Below are 19,829 nucleotides of genomic sequence, written 5' to 3'. Positions count from 1 at the left end.
CATGATCACCCACAGCCGCCAGTCGCCCCTGGGCTCGAATTGGCCTTCGTGCGATTGCCAGCGCCACTGCTCGAAGATCGTCCGTTGGACCGGCGTGCGCAGCCCTTTCAGAAAGCGCCTTACAAAGCGCTCTTCATGGCTCGGGATCCGCTTCAGCAGGGCCGCGATCCGTTCGACCTCGCGGCGTTCGCGCGGGGTCATTTCCGCTTCCTGCCGCCACCGACATGAACGCCGAAGGCGCTGAGCCTCTTGGTCAGCGCCTCGATGACCTCGGCATTGGTTGCCGCCGCCGGCATCCGCCCCGGCTTGGGAACGCCGGCCAGCCCGCGCTTGTGCTCGCGCAGCAGCTGCAACGCCATCGCTGGATCAAGCTTTAGCGCAGCGCTGTCCTGCGGCGCTTCCAGAAACGCCGGCTGTTCCCAGTCGAGCGCGGCGATCGCCTGCGATACCGCCAGCTCCTCCAGCCGCGCATAGCCGATACGCAGTGCCTCTTCCCACTTCCGGCCGAACTCCGGATCTTCGTTCCGATGCCGAAAAGCGGTGCGATAGTCGAACCCGGCGGCTCTTGCGGCGGCGGATGCGTTGCAGGTGGCCGCAAAGTGATCGAGGAACGCACGCTTCGCCTTGGCGTCGAACAATTTGCGGCGGGTCTCCTGCACCTGCATTTCGCGGCGCTTGTTGGGAATGATCCGTAGCTTCGCCATCCCGGTCCTCCAAAACAAATGGCCGGCACGGCAATCGCCGCCCGGCCAAGGGTCCCATCGTTTCGGGTGATTACCAGATGAGCGTCACGATGTCAAGACAAACGAACCAATATGGTTTAAGCGTGCTACTTGCGAGGGTGGGGAAGCCGAATCCGAATACCGGCCCCTTGGCCACCGCCCCGTGGTTAGGCCGGGATTAACCGCCAGGTCACCGATCCGCGCTATGGCGATCCTCATTCTCGAAAAGAGGAACGGCATGAACATCGAAAACATGACCGGCATCGCCGGCCTGAGCGGACCGGGCACCAAGGCCAAGGGCACGGCGCCCGGCGATGAGAGCTTCGCCGACATCCTGGCCGCCTTCGAGAAGGAAGCCGCCAAGACGCCCGCCGAGCGTGCCCGCGACGAGGTGCTGAAAAAGCATCATCTGTCCGAAGACGATTACCGCGCGCTCCCGCCCGACAAGCGCGAGCCGATCGACCGCGAGATCGCCGAAGCCGTCCGCCGCGCCTGCGCCAGGGAAAGCAACCGCCAGGCCGCGTGACAGCCCCTCTCCCGCCTGCGGGAGAGAGAGGGGTGGTCGCGAAGCAGCGAGGGCGGCGGGATGGCGAGCGGGGAGGCTGCTGGAAAGCTCCTCGACAAAGTTTGCCGGGCGCCTCAATTCCAATGCGAGGGGGAAGGAACATTGGCTGACCGGTCGCGCTCCGAAATTCTGAGAGCCAATGAGCAGATCAAAGGCATTGCCGGCGTCTTGTTGAATCTCGGTACAGCCCTATTCGCGTCTGGTTTCGGCCGGTGGTTACTTAACGGCGCGGACCTATATGCATTGCTGTGAATTGTATCCGGCGCGGCCATTATATGGGTAGGGGTCAAGTCACTGACGCTGCTGGAGGCGGAGAATAGCGATGGATGATCTGGCAAATCTCGCCCCCGCCCTTGGCGGCTTGGCCGCGGCGCTGGTCGGCTTTCTCTACGCCCGCCGCATCCACGACCGGGCTCAGGCGGCTCGCGCGGCAGAGCATCTTCCGCGCCCTGCCGAATAGGGGCATCTCCGCGATAGCCTGCATAAAGCTTGCACCTGCCGCGCAGGAGAAGCGCGCGCGGCGCAATCTCGCTGTCCGGAGCGTCGCATGACCCGATCATCACCGAAGGCCCGATTGGCGGTCTTCACCGGCCTCACGCCGGCCACTTGATCGTCGCGCAGTTGAACCGGTGGTAGAGCGTCTCGATCAGGCGTTTCAGGTCGGCACGCTCGAATGGCTTCACCATGAACGTGTCGGCGCCCAGCACGCGTGCGCCCTCGATCACGTCATGCTCGTCGGCGGCGCTCAGCATGATGATCACGGTCCGGTCCAGCGCCTCTTTCTCGCGGACTGCCTTGACCAGGTCCAGGCCGTGCATCCCCGGCATGTTATAGTCGGCGATGATGATGTCGGGCATTTCCCGCTCGGCAAGAGCCAATCCCGCCGCGCCGTGCTCGGCGGCATGGATCTGCGTGAAGCCCAGACCGGTCAGCGCGCTTCGCACCAGACGGCGCATCATCTCGTCGTCGTCGACGATCACTGCCTTCAGCTGGTCCGGCGTCACCGACGCGCTGCCGTCGTCCCAGGACCGGGGCGGCAGCGCCAGGCCCTCGTCTTCGCATGGCATGGTCATGGCCGTGCCTTCTATCGCAAAGGCGTTTCCGCTTCCTTATCGGCGGCGGCGCAGCGGAAGGTTTAACTCGCATTTTACCTCGCCTTGCTAGCGAGACCGGGTGAGCGAAGGGCTAAGCAACGGTTTTGGTGCAGGGGCGGCCCCGCCGCTGGCGATGGCCGATGCCTCACCGGAATCGTGGGACGCCATCCGCGTCTATCCGCGCATGCCGTTCGACGGCCATCCGTTCGAGGTTCGCGTCAAAGGGCGTTGCTGCTCGATCCGCCTGCGCGACCTGTCGTGCGGCGGCGCGTCCGGCCTGTGCGACGAGCCGCTCGACGTCGGCGCCTATGTCAGAATCTGTCTCGCCGCCCAGCACATCGTCGAGGCGGAAGTGCGTTGGGTCCACCTGACGAAGGTCGGCCTGAAATTCACCCATACGCTCGCTCCCGGCCTGGTCCGCCGCCTGCAGCAAGCCCACGGCACCTTCGTCACCACCCGCTCAGGGGCGTAAGCGGCTCCCGACGAAGATTCCGCCGCGCCGCGAACCGCGTTAAGGGGAGGGGGTGAGTGCCCCGTCCGTCCAGCTCAACCTCGAACCGCTCGGCGTCCCGCCTGACGCGTCGCTCGGTCTCGCCGTTTCGGGCGGACCGGACAGCCTTGCGCTGCTTCTGCTCGCCGCCCGCGCACGGCCAGCCGGACTGCGCGCGGCGACGGTCGACCATCAGCTGCGGCCCGCATCCCGCGCCGAAGCGGAAGATGTAGGCGCGCTCTGCGCCTCGCTTGGCGTGCCGCACGATATCCTGACAGTCCGCGTCGAGGGCAGCGTGCAGGCGGCGGCGCGCGAGGCCCGCTATACGGCGCTGGGGCATTGGTGTCTCGCGCACGGGCTCACGCACCTCGCGACTGCCCATCATGCCGACGACCAGGCCGAGACGCTGCTGATGCGCCTCGCCCGCGGAGCCGGGCTGTCGGGCCTCGCCGGCATTCGCGCCGCGCGCTTGCTTTGCCCCGGCGTCACTTTGGTGCGGCCGCTGCTTGGCGCGCGCAAGGCCGAGCTCGAGGCGATCGTCGCCGCCGCCGGCCTCACGCCCGCGCAGGACCCGAGCAACGCCGATCCGCGCTATGATCGCACTGCCGCGCGCGCATTGCTCGCGGCCGGCTGGATCGACCCGGCGCGCATCGCGCACAGCGCGGCGCATCTGGCCGAGGCCGAAGCCGCGCTCGAATGGGCCGCCGAGCAAGCCTTTGCCGAGCGCTTCGACGGCACTGCCCTCGATCGCGCGGGCCTGCCCCCCGAGATCATCCGGCGCGTGATCCTCCGCATCTTCGCCATCCATGGCGAGACGCCGCGCGGCCCCGACCTCGCCCGCCTGATCGCCGCTCTCCAAGCCAACCGCCCCGGCACGCTCGGCCCCCTGAAGGCCAGTCCAGGCGAGCGCTGGACCTTCACCCGCGCGCCTCCGCGCCTCCGCGCTTCCGCGTGAACCATCCTTCTTCGCGTCTTCGCGAGAACCCGCAAAGTCCCGCCATTGTCGGTTAACCCCTCGCCACCTATGTTGTGGGCCTGTTTTCCGTGAGATTCGCCTGCGATGAACGACAAGAAGGATCCGAACGCGTCCAACCCCTGGATGAAGAGCCTGTTGATCTGGCTCGGCGTCGTGCTGGCATTGGTGCTGTTCGTCTCGATGTTCGACACCAAGACGCGCACTGCGAGCGGGGAGGGGATTCCCTATTCCGAGTTCCTGCAGCGGGTCGACGACGGCTCGGTCAAGGACGTCGCGATCTCCGACAACATCATCAGCGGGACCTATACGAACGATTCGACGTTCCGCACCCAGGCGCCGGACGATCCGCGCCTGATCGACCGGCTGATCGCCAAGGACGTCAAATTCTCGGCGAAGCCCAAGGAAGAACCGAGCTTCTGGATGATCCTGCTCTACCAGTCGCTGCCGTTCCTGCTGATCCTGGGCGTGGCGTTCTTCGTCATCCGCCAGATGCAGAAGAATGCGGGGTCGGGCGCGATGGGCTTCGGCAAGTCCAAGGCGAAGATGCTGACGGAGAAGCACGGCCGCGTCACCTTCGACGACGTCGCCGGCATCGACGAGGCGCGGGAAGAGCTGCAGGAGATCGTCGATTTCCTGAAGGACCCGACCAAATTCGCCCGTCTCGGCGGCAAGATTCCGAAGGGTGCGCTGCTGGTCGGTTCGCCCGGCACCGGCAAGACCCTGCTCGCCCGCGCGATCGCGGGTGAGGCGGGCGTGCCCTTCTTCACCATCTCCGGCTCCGACTTCGTCGAGATGTTCGTCGGCGTCGGCGCCTCGCGTGTTCGTGATATGTTTGAACAGGCGAAGAAAAATGCACCGTGCATCGTGTTTATCGATGAAATCGATGCGGTCGGGCGGCATCGCGGCGCCGGTCTCGGCAATGGAAATGACGAGCGCGAGCAGACGCTGAACCAGCTTCTTGTTGAGATGGACGGCTTCGAAGCGAACGAAGGCATCATCATTATTGCGGCGACCAACCGTCCGGATGTTCTTGACCCCGCATTACTTCGCCCGGGTCGTTTCGATCGCCAGGTTGTGGTCCCGCGCCCGGATATCGAAGGCCGCGAGAAGATACTGGCCGTCCACATGAAGAAAGTGCCGCTGGCGCCCGACGTCGACAGCCGCACGATCGCGCGCGGCACGCCGGGCTTTTCCGGCGCCGACCTCGCCAACCTCGTCAACGAGGCGGCCCTGCTCGCCGCGCGCAAGGGCAAGCGCCTGGTCGCGATGCGCGAGTTCGAGGAGGCCAAGGACAAGGTCATGATGGGCGCCGAGCGGAAGTCCATGGTCATGACCGAGGACGAGAAGAAGGCGACCGCCTATCACGAGGCCGGCCACGCGCTCGTCTCGCTGCACGTCCCCGGCTGCGATCCGCTGCACAAGGTGACGATCATCCCGCGCGGCCGCGCGCTGGGCGTCACCTGGAACCTGCCGGAGCGCGACCGCTATTCGATGTCGATGAAGCAGATGAAGGCGCGGCTCGCGCTCGCCTTCGGCGGCCGCATCGCCGAGCAGCTGATCTACGGCAAGGACGAGCTCAACACCGGCGCGTCCAATGACATCCAGCAGGCCACCGACATGGCCCGTGCGATGGTGATGGAATATGGCATGAGCGAAAAGCTCGGCTGGCTGCGCTACCGCGACAACCAGGACGAGGTGTTCCTCGGCCATTCGGTCGCGCGTTCGCAGAACGTGTCCGAGCAGACTGCGCAGCTGATCGACCAGGAAATCCGCCGCCTGATCGAGGAAGCGGAGGCGGCGGCCCGCCAGGTGCTGACCGACAATCTCGACCAGCTCCACCGCCTCGCCGAAGCGTTGCTCGAATATGAGACGGTGACCGGCGAGGAAGCGAAGCGCGCGATCGCCGGCGAAGATATCGGCCGCGACGACCCGAACAAGGCGCGCACCGCCCCGCTGATCGCCGGCGGCAGCTCGATCCCGAAGACCAAGCCCAAGAAACCGGGCCCCTTCGGCGACCCGGCTCCCCAAGGGGCCTGACACCAGCATCACCAGCGACGGCGCCGGAGCAATCCGGCGCCGTTTTGTTTGGGGCGATGCGGGCCTGCCGCGAACCCGGGGCTCGAGCGACACGTCCCCGCCCGCGGTTGCCCCCGCTCGACCCATTGCGAGCGCTCAATGCAACTGGCAGGTTCCCGGCGAAACGGGGCGAGCTATGTTCATTCCAGTTTGGCTGCTGGTCGTTCTCGGCATCCTGGTCGCGTTGTTCGTCGTCTGGGCGATGCTCGCGGTCAATGGCCGGAACCCTCTTCCCTTCCCGGATCGGGGTTCCCGCATCTTCGCTGCATCATCGCTGGAAGCGAAGGAGGCGGTGGTCGCCTTGCTTGCACGCCATGGCGTGCATGAGCGGTTTCGCGTCGATAGCAGCGGCATCCATCGCTCGATCATGTGGGACGGCACGATCGTCAACCTGTCGCCGGACGTGGTGAGGGCCAAGCTTGACGGGGCCAGCTCGTGCATCGGGTTGGTCCAGCGATGACCCGGAGCGAGACGCAAGCGCAGCTGCTGAGTTCCTGCGAGCGCGAGGCCTGAATGCAAGAGTCGTCACGGACGTGGAGCCAAATCTCCCGATCGCATTTGTCGTCACGAATGCGCTCGCGGGGTGCACGATCAACTTCCGAAAGCATGTGACCAAGATGCCGCGGCCGCGCTAGCAAAATGTCAGCTCCGGACTATTCCCAGGCACGCAACGGCCGGCGCAAAGGGCGGCCATGACCGCGAACCTCCTCTACATCCTCCTCGCCCTCGCCGGCGGCGTGTTGATGGCAGTGCAGGCGCCGACCAATGCGGTGCTGGCGCGGGCGTCCGGGTCGCCGGTGCTGGCGGCGCTGATCTCGTTCCTGGTCGGCACGGTCGCGCTCGCTGTGCTGCTGTTCGCCGGCAGCGGACCGCGCACGCTCGCCGGCGCCCGCGCGCTCCCTTGGTGGGCGTGGCTCGGTGGATTGTACGGCGCCTTCTTCGTCGCGATGGCGGCGTTCGTGGTGCCGCGGATCGGCGTCGGTGCGCTCCTGACCGCGGCCGTCGCCGGCCAGCTCGCCGGCGCGCTGCTGCTCGACCATTACGGCCTGCTGGGGCTGGAGCCGCGTCCGGCCACGTTCGCGCGCGTGTTCGGCCTCGCGTTGGTCTTCGCCGGCGCGGTGCTGGTCCGGCGCGGCTGACCCGCCCGAACAACACAGGTAAATTCCGTTCCGGAAGCGCGACGGACGGAGGCGTAACAGGCGGAACTAAGTCCCTGTTCCGGCGCTTTTACGGACGTGCCAGCCGATGAGTGAGTGGGGCGCCGCGGTCCTCGCGGGCGCTGGAGTGCGGGCTGGCGGACCGAAGGAGCGCTATGAAATCTGGATCTTCCCGTCGCCGTGAGCGTCAGGCTTTCTCGGGCGGAGCTTCCGTCACGCCCACCCTGCTGTGCTTCTCGCACCTCAGGTGGAACTTCGTCTTTCAGCGGCCGCAGCAGCTGATGAGCCGCTTCGCCCGCGACTACCGTGTCATTTTCTGGGAAGAGCCGATCCTCGACGCGACCGCCGAGCCGTCGCTGGCGCTGTCGATCTGCGCGAAATCCGGCGTCACCGTCGCCGTGCCGCACCTCAATCCGAACGAATCCGCGCTGCACGAAAGGCAGCTGCGCCGCCTCGTCGATGAGCTGGTCGCCAGCCGTCCCGGCCCGCTGGTGCGCTGGTACTACACGCCGATGATGCTGCCTTTCTCGCGGCATCTGGCGGCCGACTGCACCGTCTATGACTGCATGGACGAGCTCGCCAATTTCAAGTTCGCCCCGCCGGAGCTGCTGCCGCTGGAGCAGGAGCTGATCGGCGTGGCCGACCTCGTCTTCACCGGCGGCTACAGCCTTTACGAGGCGAAGCGCGACCGCCACCTGAGCGTCCACGCCTTCCCCTCCAGCGTCGATGTCCGGCATTTCGGCCAGGCCCGCGCGAAGCAGCCCGATCCCGCCGACCAGGCGCAGCTGCCGCACCCGCGTTTCGGCTTTTACGGCGTGATCGACGAGCGGATGGACCTGGCGCTTCTGTCTGAAGTTGCGCGGCAACGCCCGGACTGGACCTTCGTGATGGTCGGCCCGGTCGTGAAGATCAGTGCCGACGATCTCCCCACCCAGCCCAATATCGCCTGGCTGGGCGGCAAGGACTATGCGGAGCTCCCCGCCTATCTGTCGGGCTGGGACGTCGCGATGATGCCGTTCGCGATCAATGACGCGACGAAGTTCATCTCGCCGACCAAGACGCCCGAATATCTGGCCGCCGGCCGCCCGGTCGTCTCGACGCCGATCAAGGACGTGATCCGCCATTATGGCGAGCTCGACGCGGTCCAGATCGCGAGCAACCCGGCCGACTTCATCGCCGCCTGCGAAACGGCGCTCGCGCTGCCGCGGGAGAATCGCGAATGGCTGCGTCCCGTCGATGCCTTGCTGTCGACCATGTCGTGGGACGAGACGGCGCAGCAGATGCAGGCGCTGATCGCGGAGGCTTCGGCAGAGCGTCGCGCGGTGCGCCCGCTCGCGAAGAAGCCGCATTACGACGTGCTCGTCGTCGGCGCCGGCTTTGCGGGCGCGGTGATGGCCGAGCGGCTCGCGAACGACGGCGGCAAGAAAGTGCTGGTGATCGATCGCCGCCCGCACATCGCCGGCAATGCCTATGACCTGCCCAACGAGGACGGCATTCTCTACCACCTCTACGGCCCGCACATCTTCCACACCAACTCGGAAGAGATTTTCGCTTACCTGTCCCGCTTCACCAAATGGCGTCCGTACGAGCATCGGGTGCTGGCGAGCGTCGGCGACAAGCTCGTGCCGATGCCGATCAACCGTACGACGCTGAACATCCTCTATGGGCTGAACCTTCAGTCCGACGCGGAGGCCGAGGCCTTCCTCGAAAGCCGCGCCGAGCCGGTCGATGAGATCAGGACCTCGGCCGACGTCGTCGTGTCGAAGGTCGGGCGGGAGCTCTACGAGACCTTCTTCCAGGGCTATACCCGCAAGCAATGGGGCATGGATCCGTCGGAGCTCGACAAGTCGGTCACGTCGCGCGTGCCCACCCGTACCAGCACCGACGACCGCTATTTCACCGATCAATTCCAGGCGATGCCGCTGGACGGCTTCACCCGGATGTTCGAAGCGATGCTCGACCATCCGGACATCGAGCTGCGCCTGGGCGTCGAATGGGAGGATGTGCGGCGCGAGGTCAGCTACGACAGGCTCGTCTTCACCGGCCCGATCGACGAATATTTCGGCTATCGCTACGGCAAGCTGCCGTACCGGTCGCTGCAGTTCCGGCACGAGACGCTGGATACCGAGCAGTTCCAGCCGGTCGCGGTCGTGAATTACCCTTCCGAGGACACGCCCTACACCCGGATCACCGAGTATAAATACCTGACCGGGCAGACGGCGCCGAAGACCAGCATCACCTACGAATATCCGTCGGCGGAAGGCGATCCCTATTACCCCATTCCCCGGCCGGAGAATCAGGCGCTCTTCAAACGCTACGAGGCGCTGGCGCTTGCGGAGCCGGACGTGACGTTCGTCGGCCGTCTCGCCACCTATCGCTATTACAATATGGACCAGGTCGTCGGGCAGGCGCTCGCGACCTACCGCAAGATGAAGGCGGCGGAGGACGAGCAGCGCGAGGCGCTCGAAGCGGCGGCGCGCCGTGCGGTTGCCAGTGAACGTCCGGCCCTGTTCGCGCGTTCGGCATCGATCGCCCGCACCGGCAGTTCGGAGGCGGCAGCAACGCCAGCGGAGTAAGGCAATGGCACAGGGTCGGCCGCGCGTCCTCGTCACCGGCGGATCGTCGGGCATCGGCTTCGAGCTGGCCCGGCAATTCGCCGAAGACGGCCACGACGTCACGCTCGCCGCGCAGGATGTCGACAAGCTCGAACATTCGGCCGAGCTGATCCGGGAGCGCGCCCCGGATGTCGCCGTGGACACGATCGCCGCCGATCTCGCCTCGGACGCCGGCGTCTTCCAGCTCCATCGGACGCTGAAGGATGCGGGCACGATCGACATCTTCTGCGCCAATGCCGGCATCGGCTCAGGCGGCGGCGACTTTACCGAGACCGATCTCGACCAGGAGCTGCGGCTGATCGATCTCAATGTCCGCGGCCTCGTCCAGCTGTCGAAGCTGGTCGTCCGCGACATGGCCGCGCGGGGCGAGGGCCGCATCCTCTATACAGCCTCGATCGCCGGCATCATGCCGGGCCCGTTCGAGGCGGTCTATGCCGCGTCCAAAGCGTTCGTCCGCTCGTTCGGCGAGGCGCTGCGCAACGAGCTGGCGGACAAGGGCATCCACGTCACCGTGTTCATGCCCGGCCCGACCGAGACCGATTTCTTCACCCGCGCGCATATGGAGAACACGCCCGCCGGCCAGGCAGCGAAGGACGATGCAGCCGAAGTCGCGGCGCAGGCGATCGAGGCGCTTCGCGACGACCGCCACGCCGCGCTGACCGGCAGCCTTAAGACGCGCGTGCAGGGCCAGGCCGCCAAGTGGCTGTCCGACCCGGCTCGCGCCGCCGTCCACCGCAAGCAGACCGAACCGCTCGACCGGGAGCCGGCGGAAAGTGGCGGCTTGGGCCCTGCCGCGATCGGCGGTCTGTTCTTCGTCGGCGCGCTCGCCGCCGCCGGCACTGCTATGTGGTTGCAGAGCCGGGACGAAGACAGCCGCCGCATCCGCGAGCGGGGCGAGCCCAAAGCGGATTTCGAGGTGGCCGGGACCAGCTTCTGAAGCCTCCCCCGGCCGGCGCCTTCACAAACGCCTTTGATGTGATACTGTCGCATCAACAGGTGGAGGCGTGGGCAATGATGATCTCTTTGCTTTTTGTCGTGGCACAAGCGGCGCTCCCTGAACCCGCGGCCGCCGATCCGACACCCGCCATCGATCCGACCATCGTCGTCGAAGGCACCGCGAAGACGGACGCAGAGATCCGCACCGAAGCGAAATCGTTCGTTCGCGCGGTTGCGGCGGCGCCCAACAGCTCCGATCAGCTGGCGCGCTGGAACGAGGCGATCTGCCCCAAGGTGATCGGCGCGCTGCCCGACGAGGAAAAGCCGATCCTGGAGCGCATCCACGAAGTCGCGAAGGAAGCAGGCATCAAGATATCGAAACGCAAGCATTGCGATCCGAACATCCTTATCGCATTCACCAGCGACCCTTCCGGCGTCGTGCGTGAGGTCTTCGATCGGCAGCCCCATCGAGCCCGCAGCCTTCCCGTCGCCGCGCGCTCCGACCTTGTCGAAGGGGCCTATCCGGTCCGCTGGTGGTATGACCTGAAAATGGAGGGACGTTACGGCGAAGCCCCGATCGGCGATAACCCGGCCTTGCTCAATTCCTTGGATACACGCCGTGGATCGGTATCGACGGGGAAGTACGCCCAATCCGACAGCCAGGCCGGTAACGTGTCGGATTACAGCAGCAGCATGATCGGCACCAAAAGCCGGCAGAGCATCGGCGCGGCGACGATCGTCATTGACGTGAACCGGGTCCGCAAGCTGTCGCACGACGCGCTCGCATCTTATGTCGCGATGGTCGCGCTCGCGCCGCTGAAGCTGCCGCCCAAGCCGGTGCCGACCCCGACCATCACCAACCTGTTCAACGACACCGCCGATGACCGCGCCGAGGAGCTGACCGAGTGGGATCGCGCCTATCTGGCTGCCCTCTACAAGGTGGCCGCCAACCGCTCGGCCGACGTCCAGCGCTCATCGATGACGGCCAAGATCGCCCGCCACATGCGCGGGCAGGAATGATCGTTCGGACCTGCGAAAGGGAGCGGGTCGCGGTGACTTGAATGGCGCTCTCGATCGTACGCGCCTTTGTCTCGAATCCGCCCGGCGCGCCTCGACGGAATGGAGGAGAACTCGCCTGCCCGTCGGGCTCTGACGCGGGAACATCATTTCATTTGAACGCGCTGAGGATTCTGACCAGAGTTCCTGTTTGGCGATCGGAGAATGCGATGAATATCACCGGCACCAACGGCGCGGATACGCTCAATGGAACCGACGATGCGGACGTGATTCGCGGGCGTGGCGGCAACGACACGATCCTCGGTCTTGGCGGTGACGATGACATAGACGGTGAGAGTGGCGCCGACACGATAGATGCCGGTGACGGCAATGACCTCGTTCTGGGCGGCCGCGCAGAGAATGACGTGATCGCCGGCGGCGGCGGAGCCGACATCTACCGTCTGATCGCCTTTGAGAACCAGACCATCATCAGAGACACCACGACGGAGCGCTATGTCGAGGACACGTTCGATATCGGACCCGGCGGGTCGGTCAGGGTTTTGCGCGTAGGCAGCATTGAGGGGAGCACGAACGACACTTTCAGCAACGGATCGGCCGAACTGACCGGCGTCGAAAGTGTCGAGATGATTTTCCCGGATTCTGAGGACTATACCTTGGGTCTGCCGGGCGGGACCGTCATCGTTTCGAACACCAATGAGCGCATCACCATTCCAAGCCTGGCCGGAACGGCCGTAACCGGCCGCCTGTATTTCGACTTCGGATCGGGGAAGGATGTGCTGATCGCGCCCGAAGTTTCGAATTTCGTCGAGGTTCTCGGCGGGCGCGGCGCGGACCAGATTTCGAGCGGTTTGGGCAACGACCGCCTGAGCGGCGGCGATGACAACGATATTCTTAATGGCGGCGGCGGCGACGATTTGTTACGGGGCGATGCGGGCGACGACACGCTCGACGGGCAAGCGGGAGCAGACACGCTCGAGGGCGGTGTGGGGAACGACATTTACATCCTCGGCGCCAGCGATACCATCGTCGAGAATGCCGGCGAAGGCACAGACAAGGTGCTGACTAATCTTGCCGCGGTGATGCTTGCTGCCAATGTGGAGGACCTCACTTTCACCGGAAGCGGTGCGTTCGCGGGCGGCGGAAACGAGCTCGGCAACCTGATCACCGGCGGCGCCAGCTCCGACACGCTTGCCGGGCTGGACGGCAATGATGTGCTCGTCGGCTCGGCGGGGAACAACATCCTGGACGGCGGCGCCGACGCTGATACGGCGAGCTATGCCGGTGCACCCGGGGCTGTCACCGTCCGGTTGAGTTCGGGGACGGCTGCGAATGGTCATGGCGGCACGGACACGTTGATTGGAATCGAGAACGCGATCGGCTCGGCACAGAACGATATCCTGATCGGCTCCGCCGGCGGCAATCGGCTCGATGGCGGCGGCGGCGCGGACTATCTCATCGGACTTGCGGGCAATGATGTCCTCGCTGGCGGGGCCGGCACCGCGAATACGCTGCAAGGTGGCGCCGGGGATGACATTTACGTGATCCAGGTGGCCGGTGATTCGATCGTCGAATCGGCAGGCGAAGGCATCGACACCGTCCAGACCGACTTCGCCTCCTACAGTCTCCGCGCCAACGTCGAGAACCTTACATATACCGGTGCCGCTGACTTCAGCGGACTTGGCAATGCCCTGGCAAACACCATCACCGGCGGTGCCGGTAACGACCGTCTACTGGGCTTTGCAGGGGACAATGTCCTGAATGGCGCGAGCGGTACGGACACTGCCGACTATTCCGGCGCCGCGGCCGGAGTGACGGCAAATCTCGCTTCGGGCGTCGCGGGCGACAATGGCTATGGTGGCCGGGACACCTTGGTCGCCATCGAGCAAATCCTTGGCTCGGCGTTCAACGACACCCTGATCGGAAACGTCGATGCCAACCGGCTCGAGGGAGGCGCGGGGTCCGATTACTTGATCGGACTGGGCGGAGACGATCGACTGATAGGCGGAGCCGGGGCGCCGAACGCTTTGCAAGGCGGCGACGGCGACGACGCCTATATCGTCCAGGTTGCGACCGATACGCTGACTGAGTTTGCAGACGAAGGAACAGATCGTGTCGAGACCGCTCTTTCAAGCTATCGTCTGCCCGGCAATGTCGAGGATTTGACCTACACGGGAACCGGCACCGGAGCCTTTGTCGGGATCGGCAACGGTCTCGACAACCGGATTATCGCTGGCGCCGGGAACGACGTGCTCAATGGCGGGCCTGGCAGCGATGTCATCACAGGCGGTAGCGGAAAGGACATCTTCGCTTTCAACGCGGAACTGGGCACGGCCAATATCGACAGGATCACGGACTTGCAGGTTGGAATCGACGAGATCCGGCTCGACGATTTCGTTTTCAGTGCACTCGCGCCCGGAAAGCTGGAGGCCGGCGCTTTCGTGTCCGGATTCGCTGCCGGGGATGCCGACGATCGCATCATTTATAACCCCAACACCGGAGCGCTGTCGTACGATGCCGATGGTGCCGGCGGCCAGTCGGCGATAAAATTCGCCGAGGTATCGGTCGGGCTTTCAAACCTGAGCGCTTCTGACTTCTTCGTCGTCTGATCTGGCTTGCTAGAAGGCCGGCCATATCCTTACGGCTGGCCTCTCGTCCGTTTGCCGACTAATCAGCCGCCATGTCTCGGATCGCATTTATCGGCATGGGCGTGATGGGCGCCCCGATGGCTCGCCACCTCGCCCGGAAGGGCCATGAGCTTACCGTCTACAACCGTTCGCTGGCCAAGGCGGAGCGCTGGGTCGCGGAGAATGGCGGGCGGATGGCGTCGAGCCCGATGGAAGCGGGCGAAGGGCAGGACGTCGTCATCACCTGCGTCGGCAACGACGACGACCTCGCCGAAGTGACTTTGGGGCGCGAGGGCGCGTTCCGGACGATGCGGGCGGGCAGCCTGTTCATCGATCACACCACCGTTTCCGCGAAGATCGCGCGGCAGCTGGCGGTCGAGGGCAAGTCGCACGACGTCATGTGCGTCGACGCGCCGGTCTCGGGCGGGCAGGTCGGGGCGGAGAACGGCACGCTGTCGGTGATGTGCGGCGGCCGCGACAAGGCGGTGGAGGCGGCGCGGCCCTATATGGAGGCCTATGGCGCGCGGATCACCCATGTCGGACCGGCCGGCGCCGGCCAGACCACCAAGATGGTCAACCAGATCTGCATCGCCGGCGCGGTGCAGGGGCTGAGCGAGGCGCTCCGCTTCGCCCAGCACGCCGATCTCGACCTCGACAAGGTGTTCGAGGCGGTGTCGGGCGGCGCCGCCGCCAGCTGGCAGATGCTCAATCGCTGGAAGACGATGGCGGCCGACGATTTCGATTTCGGCTTCGCGATAGACTGGATGCGGAAGGATTTGGGGCTCGCGATCGACGAGGCGCGCACCAACGGCGCCTCGCTGCCGGTCGCGAGCCTCGTCGACCAATTTTACGCCGACTGCCAGGCTTTGGGCTATGGCCGCCAGGACACCAGCGCGATCATCCGCCGCCTTCCGAAATAGTTTCGCGAAGCCGCGAAGGGAGTTTGGCTCACGCGGCGGCGCGGAGGAGGCCAGGACTGCAACGTCGCTTTCTTCCGGCGAAGCCGGAGCTGATCGAACTCGGCTTCGCCGAAGAGGTGCTGGAAACACCGGACTCTCTGCGCCTCCGCGCCTCCGCGTGAACCAATCCTTCCTTTTTCTTCGCGTCTTCGCGTCTTCGCGCGAACCCTCTGTCCTACACGCCCCTGACATGTCTATGCAGGCGGAATGACCGAATTTCCTCTTCGCGCCCAGCTCTTTTCCCTGCCCGCCGCGGCCCTGAAAATTTTCAGGAATCCATGTGAAGGTCGTCCGAATCGTCCAGGTCGTCCGCTTCGTCAATTTCTGCCGCTTCTCGCGCTCCTCGCCGCGCCGGCCCATGCGGATGCGCTGATCGACAATGTGAACGGCCTGACGCTGACCAAGGACGGCAAGGTCGAGCGCTTCACGGGCCTTGTCATCGACAAGGACGGGCGGGTCAAAAAGCTGCTCGATCGCCGCGACAAGCGGCCCGATCGGGACCTCGACTTCCGCTATGACGGCAAGGGACGGGTGCTGATGCCCGGCCTGATCGACGCGCACGGCCATGTGATGGAGCTCGGCTTCAAGGCGATGGCGCTCGACCTGACCGAGGCGAAGTCGCTGGACGAGGCAAAGGCGATGCTGGCGGCCTATGCAAAGGCCAATCCCGATCGGCCATGGATCGTCGGCGCCGGCTGGAACCAGGAGAAATGGGGGCTCGGCCGCTTCCCGACCGCGGCCGACATCGACGCGATCGTGCCGAACAAGCCGGTCTGGCTGGTCCGCGTCGACGGCCATGCCGGCTGGGCGAACAGCGTCGCGATGAAGGCGGCCGGCGTCACTGCCGCGACCCCGTCGCCGGCCGGCGGCCGGATCGAGAAGACCGCGAACGGCCAGCCCGCCGGCGTGTTCGTCGATGCCGCGCGCCAGCTGATCGAGAAGGTCGTGCCCGCGCCGCAGCCGCGCGAGCGCGACATCGCCCTGTCCAAGGCGCAGGCGATCCTGCTCGGCTATGGCATCACCGCGATCGACGACATGGGCACCTCGGTCGAGGACTGGAACGTGTTCCGCCGCGCCGGCGACGCGAATGTGCTGAAGGTCCGCATCGTCTCCTACGCGCTGGGGCTGGAGCCGGCGCTGTCGGTTGCAGGGGCCGGGCCGACGCCGTGGCTCTACGACGATCGCCTGCGCATGGTCGGGATCAAGCTCTATGCCGATGGCGCGCTCGGCTCGCGCGGCGCCTGGCTGAAGCAGCCCTATGCGGACGCGCCGAAGGAAAGCGGCCTCGGCTTCATGGACGATGCCAAGATCCGCAACCTGATGGTCCGGGCGGCGATGGACAAGTTCCAGGTCGCGGTCCACGCGATCGGAGACCGCGCCAACGCGCAGGTGTTGAGCGCGATCGAGGAAGTCGCGCCCAGCTATCCCGACAACCGCCGCTGGCGGATCGAGCATGCGCAGATCGTCGATCCCGCCGACATTCCGCGGTTCGGCAAGTTCGGCATCGTCGCGTCGATGCAGCCCACTCATCAGACGTCGGACCGGCTGATGGCGGAGGCGCGGCTGGGGCCGAACCGCCTCGCCGGCGCCTATGCCTGGGAATCGATCCGGCGCACTGGTGCGCACCTCGCCTTCGGGTCCGACACGCCGGTCGAATCGCCGAATCCGTTTCCCGGCATGGCTGCCGCGATCACCCGCGAGGGTCCGGACGGACAGCCTTTCGGCGGCTGGCAGCCGCAGGAGCGGGTGAGCCGCGAAGTCGCGCTCGCCGGCTACACGACCGAAGCGGCTTATGCGGGCAAGGCGGAGGACCGGATCGGCATGCTGCAGCCGGGCTATCGCGCCGATTTCGTGATCGTCGACACCGATCCGCTCCAGTCCACGCCGCAGGAACTGCGCGACACCAGGGTGCTCGAAACCTGGATCGGCGGCGAGCGGGTCTATGTCGCGAAATAGCAGCCTTCTTGTCCTCGCGCTGCTGCTCGCCGGCTGCGACAAGATGACGGTCGGCAACCGCACCGAGCAGAGCAGCGACGTGGCTGTGACCGCCCCCGACGATAGCGACGAGAACGTGTCCGAAGCGCCGGAAGGCGTCGGCACGCCGATGGCATGGCGAGTCGAGGGAGGCGCCGCTTTTTACGGCGCAGCCAATGTGCCACCGATCTTCGCGCTCAGCTGCGAACCGGCGAATCGCTCGATCCTGTTCGAGCGCGCCGGCAGCGGCACGGCGATCAATCTTTCGGCCGGCGGCATCGGCGTCAGCCTCGGTACGCGCGACCTCGGCAACGGACGCGTGCAGGCGCGCACCGGGATGGGCGACGCCGTCCTCGACGCGATGGCACGCCCGCAGTCGCAGATCACCGTCTCGGGCGGCCCGCTGACCTACACCATTCCGGGAGGCGTTGCGGTCCGCCGCGTGGTCGATTTCTGCCGGAATCCGCCTCCGCCTCCACCCCCGCCGATGGAAAACGGCGCTATCCCGGCCAATGGTGCGGTCCCGGTCGTGCCGCCGGTCCTGCCGACGCCGGATGCCGAGATCAGGAGGCCAGCCGGACCAGCATTCCCGGGGTCAGCACCTGCGGCAGCACCTCGGGCTCGGGCGCTCCCGGACGGTAATAGAGATAAAGCGGCACCCCCGACCGGCCCTGTGCCTCGATGAACCGGCCGATCTTGGGATCGCCGTTGGTCCAGTCGCCGACCAGCACTGCGACATTGTGCTTGGTGAACGCATCGGCGACCTCGGCCCGTTCGATCGCGCCTTTCTCGTTGACCTTGCAGGTCAGGCACCAGTCGGCGGTGAAATACACGAACACGGGCCGCCCCGCGTCCCGGGCCGTCTTCAGAGCGCCTTCGCTGAACGGCTGCGCTTTCAGGAGCCCGCCCGCTTCCGCCCGGGTCGCGACCGGCGCGAGGGTCAGCACCAGCGCCGCAGCGATCGCGGCGGCGGGGACGGCCGGCAGGACCGGCCGGCCGCGGACCTGCCGGACGCCGACCCACCAGAGCGCGAGGCCGAGCAGCAGCGCTGCGCCCAGCCCGACGCCCATCCCGTCCACGCCGGCCTGTCGTCCAAGGATCCAGGCAAGGCCGAGCGCGGTCAGGAACATCGGCACCGACAGCACCCGCCGCAGTGTCTCCATCCAGGCTCCCGGCTTCGGCAGCAATCGTCTCAGCGCCGGTACGAACCCGATCGCAAGGAAGGGAAGGGCAAGCCCCAGCCCGAGCCCGCCGAACACGGCCAGCGCGCCCGCCGCAGGCAGCACCAGCGCCGCACCCAGGGCTGCCGCCATGAACGGCCCGGTGCACGGCGTCGCGACGAACGCGGCGAGCGCTCCCGTCCAGAAGGCGCCTGCCGCGCCGCCCCGGGCTGCGAGCGCACCACCCGCGCCGATCGTTCCAAGCTCGAACAGCCCGGCCAGGTTCAGCGCAACGGCGGTCACCAGCAGCAGCAGCAGCCCGATCACGCGCGGGTCCTGCAGCTGAAACGCCCAGCCCACTGCCGCACCGCCGGCCCTCAGCGCCAGCAGTGCCGCGCCGAGCGCCAGGCAGGTCGCGATCACGCCCGCCGCATAGGCGAGCCCCTCGCGCCGCGCCTCGCGCTCGTCGATCCCCGCGCGCGCCAGCCCGAGCGCCTTCAGGCTCAGGATCGGGAACACGCACGGCATCACGTTCAGCAGCAGGCCGCCGAGGACCGCGCCGGCGAGGGCGGTCAGCACCGTCATAGCATCCCAGCGCACCGCGCCCGCCTCGCCGACCGGCTTGCCCGCCGGCGGAACCGCGCCCGGTACGGCGTTCAGCGACAGGCCGGTGCCGTCGTCGATCTTCAGCACGCCCGCCAGCGTTGCCGGCGTGCCTTTGGCGGCGGTCTCGACGATCAGCGCATCGCCATTGCGGCTGACGCTCTGCGGCGCGGCATAGTCGACGGCATTCTCGGTCGCCGAAAAGAAATAGGGCTGCGACACGCCGACGTCGGCGGGAAGCGGCACCGCGATCCGCATCCGGCCCTCCACGACCTCGAACCGCGCCTGCGCGCCCAGCGGCCGCGGCAGCTTCGCGCGCCAGGCGTCGAACTGCGCGCGCGTCGCCGGATCGATCCGCCCGTCGCCGATGGTCAGGTCGACCGCGATCCTGCCCTGCTCGGGCACGCACACTTCGTCGGTGCAGGCGAGCCAGGTTGCATCGCCCTCGATCCGAAGCCGGCTGCCCGGCGCAGCGTCCTTCGGCACCGTCAGCGGCGCGATCAGCGCATATTCGCGCTCATAGACATAGTTCATCAGCCCGGCGATCAGCAGCGTGCCGGGCACCGGATAGCGGAATGCGCCCACGCTTGCGCCCGCAGGCAGCCGCCATTTCACCTCCGCTGGAACCCCCGCATCGCCCGGGTTCTGCCAATAGCCGTGCCAGCCCTTGTCCGGGGTCATCGCCAGCGCCAGCGCGATCGTCTGCCCGGGCGCCGGCGTCGCGCTCTCGGCGATCAGGTGCGGCTGAATATGCTGCGCGCTCGCCGCCGCCGGCCACACCAGCGCCAGGATCATCCACGCCCATGCCGATTTCAGTTTCGCGAGCATCGCGCATTCCCTATCGGTTTCGGGCCCGAAATC

At 66.5% G+C, this 19,829-nt stretch carries 16 protein-coding genes and 1 pseudogene; 13 read left to right on the top strand and 4 right to left on the bottom strand.

The window, feature by feature from the left end:
- Both VFT73_RS04960 and VFT73_RS04955 read right to left on the bottom strand, forming a co-directional pair.
- Positions 1-201: pseudogene (locus VFT73_RS04960) on the bottom strand (hypothetical protein); the annotation flags it as partial.
- Positions 198-704 (bottom strand): hypothetical protein, encoded by a 507-nt coding sequence (locus VFT73_RS04955; protein ID WP_326409055.1) that lies wholly within the window; start codon positions 702-704, stop codon positions 198-200. The pseudogene VFT73_RS04960 and the gene VFT73_RS04955, both read right to left, overlap by 4 nt.
- Before the next feature lie 256 nt (positions 705-960).
- Here VFT73_RS04955 and VFT73_RS04950 point away from each other — a divergent pair, with 256 nt between their 5' ends.
- Positions 961-1,248, top strand: coding sequence for a hypothetical protein (locus VFT73_RS04950; protein WP_326409054.1), 288 nt, complete (start codon positions 961-963; stop codon positions 1,246-1,248).
- Between the two features lie 361 nt (positions 1,249-1,609).
- The gene (locus VFT73_RS04945; RefSeq protein WP_326409053.1) at positions 1,610-1,747 is read left to right on the top strand and encodes a hypothetical protein; all 138 of its coding nucleotides are present in this window, start codon (positions 1,610-1,612) and stop codon (positions 1,745-1,747) included.
- Between the two features lie 133 nt (positions 1,748-1,880).
- On the opposite strand, the gene VFT73_RS04940 is transcribed toward VFT73_RS04945, so the two are convergent.
- On the bottom strand, positions 1,881-2,360 hold the full coding sequence (locus VFT73_RS04940; RefSeq protein ID WP_326409052.1) for a response regulator: 480 nt from the start codon (positions 2,358-2,360) through the stop codon (positions 1,881-1,883).
- A 154-nt stretch (positions 2,361-2,514) separates the two neighbouring features.
- On the opposite strand from VFT73_RS04940, the gene VFT73_RS04935 reads away from it, so the two are divergent.
- From VFT73_RS04935 to VFT73_RS04885, 11 genes are all read left to right on the top strand, one after another.
- Entirely contained in the window at positions 2,515-2,853 is a 339-nt protein-coding gene (locus tag VFT73_RS04935; protein ID WP_326409051.1) for a PilZ domain-containing protein, read from the top strand.
- Positions 2,854-2,905: 52 nt separating this feature from the next.
- Positions 2,906-3,826, top strand: a complete 921-nt coding sequence (gene tilS / locus VFT73_RS04930) for a tRNA lysidine(34) synthetase TilS (RefSeq protein WP_326409050.1) — start codon at positions 2,906-2,908, stop codon at positions 3,824-3,826.
- Positions 3,827-3,931: 105 nt separating this feature from the next.
- On the top strand, positions 3,932-5,884 hold the full coding sequence (ftsH, locus tag VFT73_RS04925) for an ATP-dependent zinc metalloprotease FtsH (RefSeq protein ID WP_326409049.1): 1,953 nt from the start codon (positions 3,932-3,934) through the stop codon (positions 5,882-5,884).
- Positions 5,885-6,059: 175 nt separating this feature from the next.
- Positions 6,060-6,383 carry a hypothetical protein gene (locus VFT73_RS04920; protein WP_326409048.1) on the top strand — a complete coding sequence of 108 codons (324 nt, stop codon included), beginning with the start codon at positions 6,060-6,062 and terminating at the stop codon, positions 6,381-6,383.
- Between the two features lie 232 nt (positions 6,384-6,615).
- Positions 6,616-7,062 (top strand): DMT family transporter, encoded by a 447-nt coding sequence (locus VFT73_RS04915; RefSeq protein ID WP_326409047.1) that lies wholly within the window; start codon positions 6,616-6,618, stop codon positions 7,060-7,062.
- A 299-nt stretch (positions 7,063-7,361) separates the two neighbouring features.
- Positions 7,362-9,656, top strand: a complete 2,295-nt coding sequence (glf, locus tag VFT73_RS04910) for a UDP-galactopyranose mutase (protein ID WP_326409046.1) — start codon at positions 7,362-7,364, stop codon at positions 9,654-9,656.
- Positions 9,657-9,660: 4 nt separating this feature from the next.
- Positions 9,661-10,632 carry an SDR family NAD(P)-dependent oxidoreductase gene (locus tag VFT73_RS04905; protein ID WP_326409045.1) on the top strand — a complete coding sequence of 324 codons (972 nt, stop codon included), beginning with the start codon at positions 9,661-9,663 and terminating at the stop codon, positions 10,630-10,632.
- Positions 10,542-11,651, top strand: a complete 1,110-nt coding sequence (locus tag VFT73_RS04900) for a hypothetical protein (protein ID WP_326409044.1) — start codon at positions 10,542-10,544, stop codon at positions 11,649-11,651. The genes VFT73_RS04905 and VFT73_RS04900 overlap by 91 nt, the downstream gene beginning before the upstream one ends.
- A 206-nt stretch (positions 11,652-11,857) precedes the next feature.
- Positions 11,858-14,254, top strand: coding sequence for a calcium-binding protein (locus tag VFT73_RS04895; protein ID WP_326409043.1), 2,397 nt, complete (start codon positions 11,858-11,860; stop codon positions 14,252-14,254).
- Positions 14,255-14,325: 71 nt separating this feature from the next.
- Positions 14,326-15,192: an NAD(P)-dependent oxidoreductase gene (locus VFT73_RS04890; RefSeq protein ID WP_326409042.1), complete on the top strand. Its 867-nt coding sequence runs from the start codon at positions 14,326-14,328 to the stop codon at positions 15,190-15,192.
- 246 nt (positions 15,193-15,438) lie between these two features.
- Positions 15,439-17,187: an amidohydrolase gene (locus tag VFT73_RS04885; RefSeq protein ID WP_326409041.1), complete on the top strand. Its 1,749-nt coding sequence runs from the start codon at positions 15,439-15,441 to the stop codon at positions 17,185-17,187.
- A gap of 581 nt (positions 17,188-17,768) precedes the next feature.
- Here VFT73_RS04885 and VFT73_RS04880 read toward each other — a convergent pair.
- The gene (locus tag VFT73_RS04880) at positions 17,769-19,796 is read right to left on the bottom strand and encodes a protein-disulfide reductase DsbD family protein (RefSeq protein WP_414712790.1); all 2,028 of its coding nucleotides are present in this window, start codon (positions 19,794-19,796) and stop codon (positions 17,769-17,771) included.
- Positions 19,797-19,829 lie beyond the last annotated feature (33 nt).

The organism is Sphingomonas sp. (assembly GCF_035758555.1).
GTDB lineage: Bacteria > Pseudomonadota > Alphaproteobacteria > Sphingomonadales > Sphingomonadaceae > Sphingomonas_B.
Note: the sequence above shows the minus strand (reverse complement) of the source record. Positions and strands in the feature narration are given on the sequence as shown.